This window comes from Ruegeria sp. BG7, from assembly GCF_056535685.1.
The window spans coordinates 2299287-2314385 of sequence record NZ_JBQFIU010000001.1 but is presented as its reverse complement, the minus strand read 5'-3'; the positions used below and the strand labels follow the sequence as shown (position 1 = coordinate 2314385).

The following is a 15099-nucleotide window of genomic DNA, read 5'->3' as shown; positions in this document are numbered from 1 at the left end:
CAATAGTTGTCGTCACCAAAATGAACCAGCGCAGCTGCGTTCAGGACTCACAAGCGCTCAACGCGCGTAGCAGCGCCGAGTGGCCGCTCTGGGCGGTCTACTAGACTTTGCAATGTCCGGTTTCTGCGCATCGCTGACGTTGATGGCAACCTCAGCATCGTTCGCTATGGGCTCGAAGCCGTCTTCCAAGCATTTTTGATTAACGTCAGCTTTCGGGTCGTTTGCAGCCGCTGACTCCCTGCGATTTGGGTGGCAAGGTTACGCATTTTGCGGATGGGTCACACCTTTCTGATTCAAGTCACATAATATCAATGATTTAGCCCTGGCATGTGTCACGCCTTTATTGGCGGCGGCCACAGATTTTAGAGATCCGATCCCTCACTTTGTTCAACAGAAGCGGACCGAACTTCCTCGTGCCGCAGTGAGCAATTGAGGTTGATATGCCCAAGTTGACACAAGATCAGCTGGCGGAGCGGTGGCACATGTCGCCGCGGACGCTGGAGCAGTGGCGCTGGCTCGGAAAGGGGCCCAGGTTTTTGAAGATCGGCGCGCGCGTTTTATACGATGAAGGCGTGATCGAAGCCTTTGAGGAGGCGCAGGTCTGCCAGAATACATGCGGACCGATTTCCGGGGAGGGTGTGTAGTGGCAAAGTCCTTCCCCTCACACAAAGTCAAATCGCACCTTGTCTACACAGTCTGGGAGGTGGCGGACGTTTTGGGCTGTCATCGCCAGACCGTCATTCGCTGGATTGGGAACAACGGACTTGCGGCTGATACCAGCAGCAAGCCTTGGTTGATCGAAGGACATGTGCTCAAGGACTTCCTCGGACAAAGACGACGCAAGGCGCGGTGCAAGTTGGCATTGCATCACTGCTACTGCCTCAGCTGCAGAGGTCCGCGCGAACCCGACGGCAAGATCGCTGACTATGTTCAGGAAACAGCTTCCAGCGGCCGCCTAACAGCCCTCTGTCCCACGTGTGGTGCGGTCATGAACAAGATCATTCGCCGTTCAGATCTGGAAGCCATTCAGGCCAAACTGGAGGTCACACTTCAACAAGCCTCCCCAAGATCAGTGTCCTGTACCGAAACTCATTCAAAAGTGACCTTGAAAGAGGAGCCCGAGACCCATGCCAAAACACACCTCGGATAACCTGCGCATCAAGCGCAAACACCTTGTCTGGCTGAAGGACGCAAAGGGGCTGTCGCAATCTTCGATCGACAAAGCTGCAGCGTCGATTGCCATCTATGACAGATGGCTCAAAGGCAAGGACTACAGGGCGTTTCATTCAGAAAGGGCGCGCGCGTTCAAACGCCATCTGCAAAGTTTGCGCAACGAACGCACGGGCGCCCCATTGTCGGCTGCCACGATAAACGGTGTGTTGCGCGATGTAATGAAGCTCTTTGACTGGATGGCGGACCAACCGGGGTACAAGTCAAAGATCTCACGCTCAGACATCGCCTATCTCACGCCGGACCGCAAATCGGAACAGGCCCGTCGTAGCACTCTTTGGAAGCCGCATCCGTCTCCCGAACAGGTGGACCACCTTTTGTCTTCGATGCCGGTGGAAACCGTAATCCAGCGCCGTGATCGCGCCCTGATTGCCTTCTTGTTCCTGACCGGATCGCGCGAAGGTGCGGCCATCACAGTGCAACTGCGACACGTCGACCTTGCGAACAGATGCGTGCAGTTTGACGGACGTTCCGTGGATACGAAGTTTGGAAAGTCCTTCACGGCCAGCTTTTTTCCCTTCGGTGATAACGTCGAACAAATTATGCGAGAATGGATCGGAGAGCTTCGTAAGGACCATCTCTTCTCAGACACAGATGCTTTATTTCCAAAAACGCGCGTTGCTGTTGGCCCGTCTCGGCGCTTTGAGACCATGGGGATCGCGCGTGAGCCGTGGGCAGGCCCGTCATCAGCGGCCGGAATCTTCAAGAAAGCCTTCATCAACGCTGGGCTGCCACCGTTTTCGCCGCACCGCGTGCGAGATACGATCGCAGAGCTGGCAAAACTTCACTGCAGGACACCAGAGGACTATAAAGCCTGGTCGCAGAACATGGGACACGACGACGTGATGACGACGTTCAGCTCCTATGGTTCTGTTTCACCTGGCCGTCAGGTCGAACTGATGGGGCGGTTTCGCCGCCGTGGACCGTTGCCAGACGAGGACGCGGTTATTGATGAATGATCAGCTCCGGTGACGCACCCGAACGACCACGCGCTCGGGAGCAAGCCGGTATCCATGCCAAGGGAGATTTTCAATCAGCTCTTGGGGCTTATCAACTGACAGGCCAGCGGACTCCAATCTCCCTGCAAGCGTTCTGCGAGCAGTCTGAATTCTCCGTCTAACGGCTTCGTCGGATTCAACGCCTAATTTTTCAACGAGTTCGACAGATTTCACGCAGTGATGGTCCATGGGTTCGAGACCTTCACCAGCAGAACGGAGCCACTCTTCAGCCAAGACCACTAACAGGTCAGCTGTGGCATTTTTCTTAAGCTCAACATGTTCGCCGATCACAACCAAACGGGAGGCTTTGTCGATTTCTATGGACAGCGGAAGTTGCTGTTTCTCGTTTTTATCAACTGAGGCCGCAGGTACGAACGGCAAGGTCAAGGCGCTCTGCATCGCACCATATAGTCTTGGCAAACTCTGTTCAGGGAACTCACCGGGTGACTTGCTTTCAAGAGTTTGACGCATCACCGATGTGTCCGCCTTTCCATGGCGGTTCAGCAAATCTGCGATCATCACCATGGCTGTGTCTGGCGGATTGTCGAGGTAATTGACCGCATCCAACACAACGGGGAAATTTCGGATCAGTGCATCTGGCGTGGCGTTTTCAAACAACACTGCATTGCGCACATAGGACAACGCCATCTCCCGGTCGATGCCGTTCGGTCGAGCGTCCGACATCAAGTCCACGCGATACGCATCTTCAGGGTCAAAACGTTCAAGCCCTATTGAGAGCATCGCAAAACGCCGATCGATACACTGCGAACAGCGACCGCAATGGAAGTATTGATTGGTTTGATTATGCACATTCGCGCAACTGCGCGTCTCGACAATTTGATCTGCCATCCCAAGTTGGGAGATGCGCTCCACGACTTCAGCTTTAGTGCGCGCGAAGTAGGGATTGTCGACGCGCATATCGTTCTCGAAAACAAGCTGCAGAAAACCGGTCAACAGGTTGAGTGCCTTAGGATGGGTCGTTCTCGTCGCTCGCGTTCCAATGACACTGCCAACCGGCGGCAGGTTGAGGCTCACAACGCCGTTTTCATGGAACGACAAGCGGTCCAGTCCGAAGGCCTTTGCAGTGATCGACCCAAGTACCGCGAACAAGAATGAGCGCGTGCGATGCGTTCTTTCCGCAGTCGATCGACCCTTCAACTGGGCGCTCATGGGAATGTGACGGCACTTTTCCGGTCCGTACCGTTTGCTCAACGCTGAGATCAGCCGTTTCTGGACCGGCGCTATTTTCGTGGACGAGGCATGACTGACCAAAGCAACCCGATGCTTCTGTTCCACGATTTCTTCCACAGCGCCCGCAAAGGAATCGAGCCCGCCGGAAAACATCAAGACACGGTGGGGCTTCCATGAACTATTTCGACCGAATTTGAAGAAGCGCGATCGCTCTGCATCCGGTTCGTCTTTGATCGAAAAAGAAAATTCAAAGCGATCGCCGGATAGAAACATCAACGTTTCTTCCAGAGCCTGTATTACGCTCTCACGTTGCCAGAAATCCAGATCGCGTACCGGCATGGTGGCTACGAACCGTCTGTGCCACTTCTCACCCATCTTCTGATCTGCCAAACCACCACGGCTGACTGCCGCGTCCGCGCAATAGACAAGCGCGGCAATCTCCAGCAAATCGAGCGCACGATCCTGCAATCCCTCGACCAATTGACGGTTCAATTGTCCAATCCGTAGCGTCATTGCGACTTCGCGGCCAGCAATGTCGAGACGCAGGACTTCATCACCGCCGCTTTTTGTCAGGGGCGGCAACCATCTGACTTCAACTTCAGGCAACGGCGCGACGGCGCCCAAATTCCGAGCGCATCTTTTTGAACGCGTAAGCTGTGAACTTGTCTATTGCATCGCGATCAAGCGCCTGCTTCTGCCAGACGGTTTTGCCATACCAGCCGCCCGCATATTCTTCGACGATTCTTGACACTTCAAATGTGTGCTGGGCCAGGGCTTGTTGAAATGCCACTCGCTGTGCATCGGTTGAAAAGCGTCGATCCTCGCCAGTGTGATTGGCGAGTTCCCGGCTCAGATAGTAGTCTAGAGAGCGGTATGTCAGCCGGGCAAAGAAATCCCGCGCGAGTCTCGCAAATGCATCACCCACGGCGAAACTCGCGAGTGCTTGGCGAATTTCTTGCGGTGTCGGTTCAAACAGCGATGGCAACCGGTCGTGCAGCTGAACGGAAAGGCTTTCCAAGAGCGCGGCCTTCGCCAATTCGCCTGCATCTGAGGAACCTCGGAGATCAAAACTGTTGCGATCAACAACGCGTTCCAATCCTGCAAGCAGTCCTGTCACAGAGTTAAGCTCTGATCTGTCGATTCCGAGATCGACCAAAGCGTCTTCGAAGCCAGGGGCCCTCGCAAGCAAAGGCAACCGCACCAGAAGATCACTTACAAATTGAAACCGAGGGTCACGACTCGCCCGTTTAAGATCTTTGTCGGATGCATCCGCTGCGGCCTCGGCGATCTGTTCGACCGGCGCATTGGTTGCGATCAGATCAACGACCTCGCGCCACTTCCTGGACCGAGGCAAAGTGCCAAGCCTGATGTGTCCCATCCGCTCCTCCCTTGCCTGAAGAGTCATTCAACCATCAGGCGAATGTAAAGGGAAAAATGGCGGCCTTCGCTTACCCTGCGCTTACCCGAAGCGAGTGTTAGGCATGAGATCGCCTCGTAAGTCTTTGAAAACAGTGGTGAGCCGTGCAGGATTCGAACCTGCGACCCACTGATTAAAAGTCAGTTGCTCTACCAACTGAGCTAACGGCCCACTCTTTTTGCTGGATCTCTTCGATCCGTGGCGCTCTTTAAGGCAATTCCCTGATCAGGTTCAAGCCCTTAATTTGCGCCTCGTTTCACCATCACATCTTGTGTTTCCGGCGACCCGATAGGCGGCCTAATTAGGCAGGTGTCGCTGGGGGGTCAACCCCTTTTTTCACGATTCTGCGCAACAGGGTGGATTCATGTTCGGACCAGGGTTATATCGCCGCTATGCAACAGAGACTCGATACCGGTTTGCCCTTCATGAAGATGCACGGGCTGGGAAATGACTTTGTCATCGTGGATGCGCGCGCCCGCGATTCCCGGATCAACCCGGCGCTTGCAAAGGGAATCGGCCACCGACAGTTCGGCGTGGGTTTCGACCAACTGGCCGTGATTGAAAACGGACAGGCAGACGCGCATCTGATCTTCTACAATTCCGATGGATCAACCTCGGCCGCATGTGGCAATGCCACACGCTGCATCGCGCGGTTTCTGATGGATGAGACCGGAAAGTCCGAATTATCCCTGACAACTGAACGCGGTGCCCTCTTTGCGAAAGATGTCGGCGATGGTCTGACCTCGGTAAACATGGGGCAGCCTCAACTGGACTGGCAGGACATACCGCTGGCAGAAGAGATGGACACGCTGGAGTTGCCAATCGAAGGCGCGCCTACGGCAACCGGTATGGGCAATCCGCATTGCACCTTCTTTGTCGACGACGCCGAGGCAATTCCACTGACCGAGTTTGGCGCGCGTTACGAACACCACCCACTCTACCCTGAGCGCACCAATGTCCAGGTCGCACAGGTGATCGGCCCGGACAATATACGTATGCGCGTCTGGGAGCGTGGTGTGGGGATCACATTGGCGTCTGGCTCATCCTCTTGTGCGACGGCGGTTGCAGCCGCACGGCGCGGTCTAACGGGGCGCAAAGTTCAGATCGAGCTGGATGGCGGCACGATCTGGATCGACTGGCGCGAGGATGGAGTCTGGATGACCGGCCCCACAGCCCATGTCTTCTCGGGCACCCTCACCCCTGAGTTCTTGGGGTCTTTGGGATGAACCCGCCCAAATTCACCACTTTGGGCTGCCGCCTGAACGCCTATGAAACCGAGGCGATGAAAGAGCTGTCACAGCAGGCAGGTCTGACCGATGCTGTGGTGGTAAACACATGCGCGGTAACGGCTGAGGCGGTCCGCAAAGCCCGGCAAGAGATCCGCAAGCTGCGGCGCGAAAACCCCAACGCCCGTCTGATCGTCACCGGCTGCGCGGCGCAAACGGAACCCGAGACCTTTGCCCAAATGGAAGAGGTCGACGCAGTCATCGGCAACACCGAGAAGATGCAGCCAGACACCTGGAACGGCTTGGCCGCCGATTTCATCGGTGAGACCGAAGCAGTTCAGGTCGACGACATCATGTCCGTGACCGAAACGGCGGGCCACCTGATCGACGGCTTTGGCACACGCTCACGCGCCTACGTGCAGGTTCAAAACGGCTGTGATCATCGCTGCACCTTCTGCATCATTCCCTATGGCCGTGGCAACTCGCGCAGCGTGCCCGCAGGTGTGGTCGTAGACCAGATCAAGCGCCTGGTGGACAAGGGCTATAACGAAGTGGTTCTGACCGGGGTCGATCTGACCTCGTGGGGGGCCGACCTGCCCGCACAGCCCCGGCTGGGCGATCTGGTGATGCGCATCCTCAAACTGGTGCCCGACCTGCCGCGCCTTCGGATCAGTTCGATCGACTCGATCGAGGTCGACGAGAACCTGATGCAGGCCATCGCGACCGAGCCACGCCTGATGCCGCACCTGCACCTGTCGCTTCAGCACGGGGACGACCTGATTCTGAAACGGATGAAACGCCGCCACTTGCGCGACGATGCGATCCGCTTCACCGAAGACGCCCGTAAGCTGCGCCCTGACATGACATTTGGTGCCGATATTATCGCGGGATTTCCGACGGAATCCGAAGAGCATTTCGAAAACTCGCTTAGGCTGGTCAAAGACTGCAATCTCACCTGGTTGCACGTCTTCCCATACTCCAAGCGTGACGGCACGCCCGCTGCGCGGATCCCACAGCAAGTCAATGGAACGGTGATCAAAAAACGCGCGGCGCGACTGCGCGCGGCCGGTGATGCTCAGGTCGCAAAGCACCTATCGGAACAGATCGGCAAAACCCATCATATCCTGATGGAAAACCCCCATATGGGCCGGACCGAGCAATTCACCGAAGTGTCCTTCGCCACGCCTCAGCCCGAAGGTCAGATTGTGACGGCTGCGATCACCGGACAGACTGCAGACCAACTCACCGTCTGATCCGCCCTTCATCTGGTCCAAAATACCTCGGGGTTGAATTGGCCAAAGGCCAAGAAGGGGCTGGCCCCTTGCAAGCAACCTCGCAAATAAAAACCCCCGCAACCGGGTGGCGCGGGGGTTTCGATTTCTAACTCCGAAAAAGGATCAATCCTCAGGACGGAGTTTGCCTTTGTGCGGCGCCCACAGGCGCTTGTTCACCAGATACAGCAGGACTGACAGAACAGACAGGAAGATGACGCCAACGAAGCCTGCATTCTTGCGGTCCATCATCTTGGGCTCAGCCGCCCACATCAGGAACGCAGAAACATCTTCGGACATCGCTTCGACACTGGCGGGGTGACCATCGGCAAACTCGACCTGATCTTCTGCCAGCGGCGGGGCCATCGAAATCCAGCCACCCGGGAAGGCGGTGTTTTCGTACAGGATGGTGCCTGCCTCTTCCTTTTCCTTGCCAGTATAGCCGTCCAGCAACGAGGCGATGTATTCCGCGCCACCCATGCCTTTGACCAGCTGGTTGATGCCCAACCCGTAAGGACCGTGGAAGCCTGCGCGGGCTTTGGCCATCAGACTCAGGTCAGGTGCGCCAACGGCTGTATTGGCCGGGAAGTGGTCGGTCGGGATCGCAGGGCGGAAATCGTCCAATTCAGGGTCAAAAACCTCAAAATTGTCCGCCGCATAGGTGATGACCTGCTCTTCGTTGTAACCCAGCGCTTCCAAATCGCGCAGAGGAACATATTGCAGGCCGTGGCAGGCTGCGCAAACCTCGGTATAGATTTGCAGACCGCGTTGCAGCTGGTTTTGATCCCAGGTGCCAAACGGACCTTCGAACGAAAAGGCGAAATCTTCGATATGCTGATCGCCACCACCTGCCGCAAAAGATGCAGCAGGGGTCAGGGCCAGAGCAAACGCAGCGCCGATTGCAAGTTTCTTGAACATGGTATCCGGTCCCTCTTCTTACTCGGCCGGCGTGGCTTCGGCGTCAGCCTTGCCATAATGCGCGTTGAAGTCTTCTTCGATGGTCTCCGGTGGGGTCAGCGGTTTTTCGATGACACCCAGGATCGGCAGGATCACGAAGAAATAGGCGAACCAGTAGGCAGACGCGATCAGCGAGAAGGTCGCATAAGGCTCTTCCGCGGGCATCGCACCCAGCCACATCAGGGCAAAGAAGTCGATGATCAGCAGGTAGAACCACCATTTGAACATCGGACGGTATTTTCCCGAACGCACGCTCGATGTGTCCAGCCAGGGCGCCAGCGCCATGGCCAGGATCGCACCAAACATCGCAATCACACCGAAGAACTTGGCATCAATGATACCGCCGGTGATGAAGCTTGCGAATTGTACAACCCAAACCTCGCCAGTGAAGGCCCGCAGGATCGCGTAGAAGGGCAGGAAGTACCATTCCGGAACGATGTGTGCAGGTGTGACCAGCGGGTTGGCTTCGATGTAGTTGTCCGGGTGGCCCAGGTAGTTCGGCATAAAGCCGACGATTGCCCAGAACACGACCAGGATCACGGCCAGCGCAAACAGGTCCTTGATCACGAAGTAGGGCCAGAACGGCAATGTGTCTTTCTCGGCCTCGGCTTTCGAACCACGGCGCACTTCAACGCCCGTGGGGTTGTTGTTGCCGGTGGTGTGGAAAGCCCAGATATGCACGATGACCAGCGCCGCAATGATAAACGGCAGCAGGTAGTGCAGCGAGAAGAAGCGGTTCAGCGTGGCGTTGTCCACAGCGGGCCCGCCCAACAGCCAGGTCTGGATTGCTTCACCCACAAACGGGATCGCACCAAACAGGCCGGTGATCACGGTCGCGCCCCAGAAGGACATCTGGCCCCAAGGCAGAACGTAGCCCATGAACGCGGTACCCATCATCATCAGGTAGATAAGCATCCCGATGATCCAAGTGATTTCACGCGGGGCTTTGTACGAGCCGTAATACAGGCCGCGGAACATGTGAATGTAGACCGCAACAAAGAACAGCGAAGCACCGTTCATGTGCAGATAACGGATGAAGTAACCGCCATTCACGTTACGCATGATGTGCTCAACACTGGCAAAGGCCAGATCGACATGCGGCGTATAGTGCATCACCAGAATGATGCCGGTAACGATTTGCAGCGCCAAGCAGAACGCCAGGACGATGCCCCAGATCCACCACCAGTTCAGGTTCTTGGGGGTCGGGATCATCAGGGTGTCATACAGCAGGCCGACGATGGGAAGGCGGCTGTTCAGCCACTTTTCGCCGTCAGACTTCGGCTCGTAATGATCGTGGGGAATTCCGGACATAAACTGGGTCTCCCTTAGCCGAGTTTGATGGTTGTTGCGTCGACCCATTCCGCAGGTGGAACAGGCAGGTTCTCAGGCGCGGGACCTTTACGGATCCGGCCTGCCAGATCGTAGTGCGAGCCGTGGCATGGGCAGAACCAACCGCCAAAGTCGCCAGCATCACCCAACGGCACACATCCAAGGTGCGTACAAACGCCCATCTGAACGATCCAGGCACCCTCGGCTTCGCCTTCGGGCGACGGCATGACGCGGTTGGCGTCTGTTGCAGGTGCATCTGCGTTCAGGTTGAAGTTACGCGCCAGCGGATCAGGCAAGTTGCCAACGGCTTCTTCGTCTTGTTGCTGGGCTTCGGCAATCTCGGCACCGGTGCGGTGACGGATAAACACGGGTTTACCCAGCCATTTAACTGTCAGCTGTGTGCCCGGCTCAACCCCGCTTACATCCGTGCGGATCGACGAAAGCGCCTGCACGTCTGCTGACGGGTTCATTTGGTTGATCAGGGGCCATACGGCTGCACCCGTCGCAACGACACCTGCGCCGCCAGCGACGTAATACAGGAAATCTCTGCGGGTGCCTTCGTGGTCTTCTGCGTGGGACACGAGGTTATCTCCGATTGTCTGGCGCCCGCGGACGGGCAAAAAGCTCGCGCACCGCGTGAAAGCGGCGTCTTAAACGCGCTTACTATCGGGGAGAATAGTGTTCGTCCAGCGTTCATAAACGCGCAATACGCCGCATGTGCCGCTTCATTTAGGGAACGAGACCGTTTTTTTGGTGAATCTTGCGCTCAACTTTGTTGATCAGGTCGAATCAGGCTGCTTTGATTCGATTGCCAGCAGACACCAAAGACGACGCCCAGCAGGCGCGGAGCGTTCCAGCCATGTAACGCTGAATTGCGCCTTGAATGTTCACAATCCAACCGGCGGGAACGGGATTGTTTTCTGCAAAATCATATTCCCCAAATAGATGATTTAAATTGCAAATTGTGCAGGTTTACCCCGTTGCACTTTTTGCGCGAATACAGGACAGCGGGCAAAACGCGCGAACTCCTGTCAGGAGACCCCCTATGCCAAAAACCCTGTTGACCACAGCTTTATTTACGCTGGCCCTGTCCACTCAGACCCTTGCCGCAGGTGACCCCGAAAAGGGAAAGGCGATGTATAACCGCTGCTCGTCATGCCACGCGATCATCAAAGACGGAAAAGTTCTGGTCAAAGGCGGAATCACCGGGCCGAATCTCTATGGCGTCATCGGACGGGTTGCCGGATCCGAGAATGACTACCGTTATGGCAGCGAACGCCTGCCCATCGGCATGTTCACCGACGACATGATCCGCGCCGGTGAAGAAGGTCTGGTCTGGACCGAAGAAAACATCGCCGCCTATTCCAAAGACCCGATCGGGTTCATCAAGGTTTATCTCGACGACGACACCGCCCGCCCGAACATGAGCGTCAAACTCAAGAAAGGTGCGGAAGATATCGCCGCGTATCTGGCGACGTTCAGCCAGTGACTCAGACGCGGCTGCGGATGCTTTAGCCCTGAGGGCGGGTGGCCACCATGCTGGGCCGCTCGCCAAACTCCGCAAACCACTTGGCAAGCGCGTCATTGCCCTTGCGCCACCCCCGCGCATCGTGGCGCAGATCCAGATAGCCCAGCGCACAGCCGACGGCGACCTGCCCCATATCCAACGGGCCCGACAAATGCGCCATCCACCGTTGGTTCAGTACAGCACAGGCCCGTTCAATCTTGACCCACTGCGATTCAATCCAGGCATCCCACTTTTTGTCGTCGGGACGCAGGCGGTCTTCGTAAGTCATCAAAAGGGCTGCATCCAGAATGCCGTCAGCAAGCGCTTCGAGTGTCAGAACATCCCAGCGACCTGCGCCCTCGGGATAAAGCTTTCCACCAGCACGGGCATCCAGAAACGCACAGATTACCCGGCTGTCGAACAAGGTAGGCCCGTCCGGGCGCTCCAGCGCTGGAACTTTTGTCAACGGTGCTTTGCTAACCAGTGGCTCAGCCGGTGAGATCGGTGTTCCGGCCACTGTCTCCAGCTCAACATCTTCAAGCTGATCTGTTTCATGCAGCAATACCATGACTTTGCGAACATAGGGCGAGGTCAGACTGTGGTAGAGTTTCATCGGCAGGCTCCCTGTTTGTGCCGACCTTACAGGAGGTCCACAAAAACGAAAGCCCACACTTCGCCGACGGCTAGGCGTTGCGCATCAACTCTTGCAGAACACTCAATTCGGACCCGATCCCCGACGACGCAACCTGTTCAGACGCCCGCAAGCGCACATCATCAGGCTTGTTCTGGCTTAACTTCCATGTGCCCTGAACATCCTCGACCTGTATTCGGCACGGCACGATCATCCGCATCATTTTGGTCAGAGCCTCGTCTGACATCTTTGCCGTATCCCACGGAGGCTTTGGTTGCAGGCGCTCTTCATAGAAGGCTGATTGCCGGTTCAACAGATCCAACAGCTCCTCCTGCGGGCGCAGCTCCAGCTGCCCGGTCAAATGCACGGCCACATAATTCCAGGTTGGCACCTGATCCTCGACCTCGTACCAATCCGGCGAGATATACCCATCCGGCCCCTGCACCGCGATCTTCATCGCTTTCGGCGTTCCCAAGGCGCGCACGATGGGATTTGAGCGGACAAGATGCAGTTCAGCCACCAGACCATCTTCGGACAGAAGAAACGGCACATGGCTCAACAGCGGGGCACCATCTGTCGACAAGGCCAAAACGCCGAATCCTCGTTCACGTGCATACGCAATATGGCGCGTGCGGTCCTCGGCGCGAAAGGCGGGGTTCGGGTGCATGGCGGTCCTCCTGCCAAATCTCTTGCAGACCAGACCCAAGATATGCAAGGTCCGTCTTGTTCTCAGGGCGGGGCGGAATTCCCCACCGGCGGTATGCGGGCGACGACCCGTAAGCCCGCGAGCGGCCCAGACGTGTCCACGATCCGAAGAGCGGCAACCGGTTTTCGGACAAAGTGTGGAAGCGCCAAAGGGTGTCAAGCAGATCTGGTGAGAGGCCAGAGCCGACGGTTACAGTCCGGATGAAAGAGAACGTGCAACACGCCGGCAATCGGCGTGCTTGCCCGTGATCGCCTTGGGTGACGTGTCTGTTGCGAAAGGAGACCATAATGACACACACCCGCTATGCTTTTGTCAAAGCCAAATGGCACTCCGACATCGTCGACCGCGCGCTTGACGGCTTCCTCGAACTCATCCCCGCCGATCAGGTCGATGTCTTCGACGTTCCCGGCGCGTTCGAAATGCCTCTGTTGGCCCGCGACTTGGCCCAAACCGGCAAATACGCCGCCGTAGCGTGCGCCGCCTTTGTTGTGGATGGCGGCATCTACCGCCACGATTTCGTCGCGCAGGCCGTGGTTGATGGCCTGATGCGCGCCGGACTGGACACAGGCGTTCCTGTCCTGTCGGTCTCGCTGACACCGCACCAGTATCAGGAAACCGACCACCACAACGCGATCTACCGCGACCATTTCGTTCAGAAAGGGCGCGAAGCGGCTCAGGCCGCACTGATGATCACGGATACCCGCGAGAAAGTCGCGCAGGCCGCCTAAGCTTCATCTTTTCAAAAATACTCAAATGCGCCGCCCACCGGGCGGCGTTCACGTCATCAAAGACCAAATCCGCTTGAGGCCGGGGGCCTTGCCCGCTAATCACAACCCGCAAAGGAGCACGCCCCATGTCGATGAACAGCTTTGGACACCTCTTCCGCGTCACCACCTGGGGCGAAAGCCATGGTCCCGCATTAGGCGCGACGGTCGACGGCTGCCCTCCGGGCGTTCAAATCGACGAAGCCATGATTCAGTACTGGCTAGACAAGCGCAAACCGGGTCAGAACAAATTCACCACTCAACGGCGGGAACCGGATCAGGTAAAGATCCTGTCCGGCGTGTTCGAAGGCCAGACCACCGGCACACCGGTGCAGTTGATGATCGAGAATACCGATCAGCGGTCAAAAGACTACGGCGATATCATGGACAAGTTCCGTCCCGGCCACGCCGATATCACCTATTGGCAGAAATACGGCATCCGCGACTATCGAGGTGGCGGGCGCAGCTCGGCGCGGGAAACCGCATCGCGTGTTGCTGCCGGAGGGCTGGCGCGAGAGGCGATCAAACAGATCGCGCCGAATGTACAAATCACCGGTTATATGACGCAAATCGGACCGCACAAAATCAACCGTGCGAACTTTGACTGGTCTCAGATCGAAAAGAACCCGTTCTGGACACCCGATGCGCAAGCTGCCGAAGACTGGGCCGCGTATCTGGACGATCTGCGCAAGTCCGGCAACTCGGTCGGTGCGGTCGTTGAAGTCGTCGCGCGCGGTGTTCCAGCAGGAATCGGAGCGCCCGTATACGCCAAGTTAGACACTGATCTGGCCGCTTCGATGATGTCTATCAACGCCGTCAAAGGTGTCGAAATTGGCGAAGGCATGGCGGCCGCTGAACTGACCGGCGAAGCCAACGCGGATGAGATCTTCATGGGCCAGAACGGCCCGCAATACAGCTCGAATCATGCCGGTGGCATTCTGGGTGGTATCTCGACCGGGCAAGACATCGTTGTGCGCTTTGCCGTGAAGCCTACGTCGTCGATCCTGACCACACGCAAGACGATCACCAAGTCAGGCGAAGAGACCGAGATCATCACCAAAGGCCGCCACGACCCCTGCGTCGGCATCCGCGCCGTTCCGGTTGGCGAGGCGATGATGGCCTGCGTGATCCTCGACCACCTGCTTCTGCATCGCGGTCAGATCGGAGAGAACCGTGGACGGATCGGCTGATCTGCGCACGCGCTTGCGTGCGGTGGTCGCGCATCGCATGGAAACGGATCCGGCTCATGATCTGGCCCATCTGGATCGGGTCTGGACCAACGCTCAGGCCATCGCGGATGATCAAACCGATATGACCGTGCTGCTGGCCGCAAGTTATCTGCATGATCTGGTAAATCTGCCAAAGGATGATCCAGACCGGCATCTGGCATCTCGCAAATCCGCAGTGGAATCAGAGCCTATTCTGAAGGATTTGGGGTATAACTCGAACCAGGTTCGAGCCATCCAGCACGCAATTGAAGCCCATAGTTTCTCGGCCAATATTGCTCCAAAAACGGCCGAGGCACGCATCCTGCGCGATGCGGATCGGCTTGATGCTTTGGGCGCCATAGGCATCGCACGCAACTTTTCCGTTTCAGGTGCTTTGGGGCGCACTTTGTATGACGCGGCAGATCCCTTTGCCCAAAACCGGCCTTTGGACGACCTGCATTTCTCACTCGACCATTGGAAAGTCAAACTGCTGAGGCTGCCGGGCGACATGCTGACACAGACCGGCAGACAGATTGCGGAACAACGCACCGCACGTATGATCCGTTTTCTCGAAGAATTCGCCGAGGAAATCGGCGATTCTCTGCCTCAATCCTGGGTGAACGACTAAACCCACCCGTTGATCTTTGTCCGCCAAAGGCGCAGG

General features: G+C 57.0%; 16 protein-coding genes, 1 tRNA gene and 1 riboswitch. Of the genes, 9 read left to right on the top strand and 8 right to left on the bottom strand.

All coding sequences use genetic code 11. From position 1 onward, the window contains the following. The first annotated feature begins 440 nt into the window (after nucleotides 1-440). From ACR3EH_RS11480 to ACR3EH_RS11470, 3 genes are read left to right on the top strand one after another with little or no spacing between them, the layout of a single operon-like run. Nucleotides 441-644 (top strand): helix-turn-helix domain-containing protein, encoded by a 204-nt coding sequence (locus ACR3EH_RS11480; RefSeq protein WP_058272705.1) that lies wholly within the window; start codon nucleotides 441-443, stop codon nucleotides 642-644. Then, a complete protein-coding gene (locus tag ACR3EH_RS11475; protein WP_171675812.1) occupies nucleotides 644-1150 on the top strand; it encodes a helix-turn-helix domain-containing protein in 507 nt (168 codons plus the stop codon). Before ACR3EH_RS11480 ends, ACR3EH_RS11475 begins: the two co-directional genes overlap by 1 nt. Further along, the gene (locus tag ACR3EH_RS11470) at nucleotides 1128-2189 is read left to right on the top strand and encodes a tyrosine-type recombinase/integrase (protein ID WP_170528624.1); all 1062 of its coding nucleotides are present in this window, start codon (nucleotides 1128-1130) and stop codon (nucleotides 2187-2189) included. Before ACR3EH_RS11475 ends, ACR3EH_RS11470 begins: the two co-directional genes overlap by 23 nt. Here ACR3EH_RS11470 and ACR3EH_RS11465 read toward each other — a convergent pair whose 3' ends face one another. The 3 genes from ACR3EH_RS11465 to ACR3EH_RS11455 form a co-directional block, all read right to left on the bottom strand. Next, nucleotides 2190-4043, bottom strand: a complete 1854-nt coding sequence (locus tag ACR3EH_RS11465) for a 7-cyano-7-deazaguanine synthase (protein ID WP_253762058.1) — start codon at nucleotides 4041-4043, stop codon at nucleotides 2190-2192. Next, the gene (locus tag ACR3EH_RS11460; RefSeq protein WP_170644466.1) at nucleotides 4018-4797 is read right to left on the bottom strand and encodes a hypothetical protein; all 780 of its coding nucleotides are present in this window, start codon (nucleotides 4795-4797) and stop codon (nucleotides 4018-4020) included. Before ACR3EH_RS11460 ends, ACR3EH_RS11465 begins: the two co-directional genes overlap by 26 nt. A gap of 134 nt (nucleotides 4798-4931) precedes the next feature. Further along, nucleotides 4932-5007: transfer RNA gene (locus ACR3EH_RS11455), tRNA-Lys, on the bottom strand. 221 nt (nucleotides 5008-5228) lie between these two features. On the opposite strand from ACR3EH_RS11455, the gene dapF reads away from it, so the two are divergent. Beyond that, the gene (gene dapF / locus ACR3EH_RS11450) at nucleotides 5229-6062 is read left to right on the top strand and encodes a diaminopimelate epimerase (protein WP_171675810.1); all 834 of its coding nucleotides are present in this window, start codon (nucleotides 5229-5231) and stop codon (nucleotides 6060-6062) included. Beyond that, a complete protein-coding gene (gene mtaB, locus ACR3EH_RS11445) occupies nucleotides 6059-7315 on the top strand; it encodes a tRNA (N(6)-L-threonylcarbamoyladenosine(37)-C(2))-methylthiotransferase MtaB (protein WP_171675808.1) in 1257 nt (418 codons plus the stop codon). The genes dapF and mtaB overlap by 4 nt, the downstream gene beginning before the upstream one ends. 144 nt (nucleotides 7316-7459) lie before the next feature. Here the strand turns inward: mtaB and ACR3EH_RS11440 are convergent, their stop codons facing one another. The 3 genes from ACR3EH_RS11440 to petA are packed head-to-tail and all read right to left on the bottom strand — an operon-like array spanning nucleotide 7460 to nucleotide 10200. Beyond that, entirely contained in the window at nucleotides 7460-8251 is a 792-nt protein-coding gene (locus ACR3EH_RS11440) for a cytochrome c1 (protein WP_171093042.1), read from the bottom strand. Nucleotides 8252-8269: 18 nt separating this feature from the next. After that, nucleotides 8270-9601, bottom strand: a complete 1332-nt coding sequence (petB, locus tag ACR3EH_RS11435) for a cytochrome b (RefSeq protein WP_171093028.1) — start codon at nucleotides 9599-9601, stop codon at nucleotides 8270-8272. Between the two features lie 14 nt (nucleotides 9602-9615). Continuing rightward, on the bottom strand, nucleotides 9616-10200 hold the full coding sequence (gene petA, locus ACR3EH_RS11430; protein ID WP_171093027.1) for a ubiquinol-cytochrome c reductase iron-sulfur subunit: 585 nt from the start codon (nucleotides 10198-10200) through the stop codon (nucleotides 9616-9618). A gap of 464 nt (nucleotides 10201-10664) precedes the next feature. On the opposite strand from petA, the gene ACR3EH_RS11425 reads away from it, so the two are divergent. Further along, on the top strand, nucleotides 10665-11108 hold the full coding sequence (locus ACR3EH_RS11425) for a c-type cytochrome (RefSeq protein WP_171184488.1): 444 nt from the start codon (nucleotides 10665-10667) through the stop codon (nucleotides 11106-11108). Between the two features lie 22 nt (nucleotides 11109-11130). On the opposite strand, the gene ACR3EH_RS11420 is transcribed toward ACR3EH_RS11425, so the two are convergent. Together ACR3EH_RS11420 and ACR3EH_RS11415 are read right to left on the bottom strand one after the other, a co-directional pair. Next, complete coding sequence (locus ACR3EH_RS11420) at nucleotides 11131-11739, bottom strand: glutathione S-transferase (protein WP_171184490.1); 609 nt, start codon at nucleotides 11737-11739, stop codon at nucleotides 11131-11133. 70 nt (nucleotides 11740-11809) lie between these two features. Next, the gene (locus ACR3EH_RS11415; protein WP_171184492.1) at nucleotides 11810-12424 is read right to left on the bottom strand and encodes an FMN-binding negative transcriptional regulator; all 615 of its coding nucleotides are present in this window, start codon (nucleotides 12422-12424) and stop codon (nucleotides 11810-11812) included. Nucleotides 12425-12478: 54 nt separating this feature from the next. Continuing rightward, nucleotides 12479-12679, top strand: a riboswitch (FMN riboswitch). A 71-nt stretch (nucleotides 12680-12750) separates the two neighbouring features. On the opposite strand from ACR3EH_RS11415, the gene ACR3EH_RS11410 reads away from it, so the two are divergent. The 3 genes from ACR3EH_RS11410 (at nucleotide 12751) to ACR3EH_RS11400 (ending at nucleotide 15063) form a co-directional block, all read left to right on the top strand. Further along, nucleotides 12751-13191 (top strand): 6,7-dimethyl-8-ribityllumazine synthase, encoded by a 441-nt coding sequence (locus tag ACR3EH_RS11410; protein WP_171184494.1) that lies wholly within the window; start codon nucleotides 12751-12753, stop codon nucleotides 13189-13191. A 125-nt stretch (nucleotides 13192-13316) separates the two neighbouring features. Continuing rightward, nucleotides 13317-14417 (top strand): chorismate synthase, encoded by a 1101-nt coding sequence (aroC, locus tag ACR3EH_RS11405; RefSeq protein WP_171184500.1) that lies wholly within the window; start codon nucleotides 13317-13319, stop codon nucleotides 14415-14417. Continuing rightward, complete coding sequence (locus ACR3EH_RS11400) at nucleotides 14401-15063, top strand: HD domain-containing protein (RefSeq protein WP_371810727.1); 663 nt, start codon at nucleotides 14401-14403, stop codon at nucleotides 15061-15063. Before aroC ends, ACR3EH_RS11400 begins: the two co-directional genes overlap by 17 nt. Nucleotides 15064-15099 lie beyond the last annotated feature (36 nt).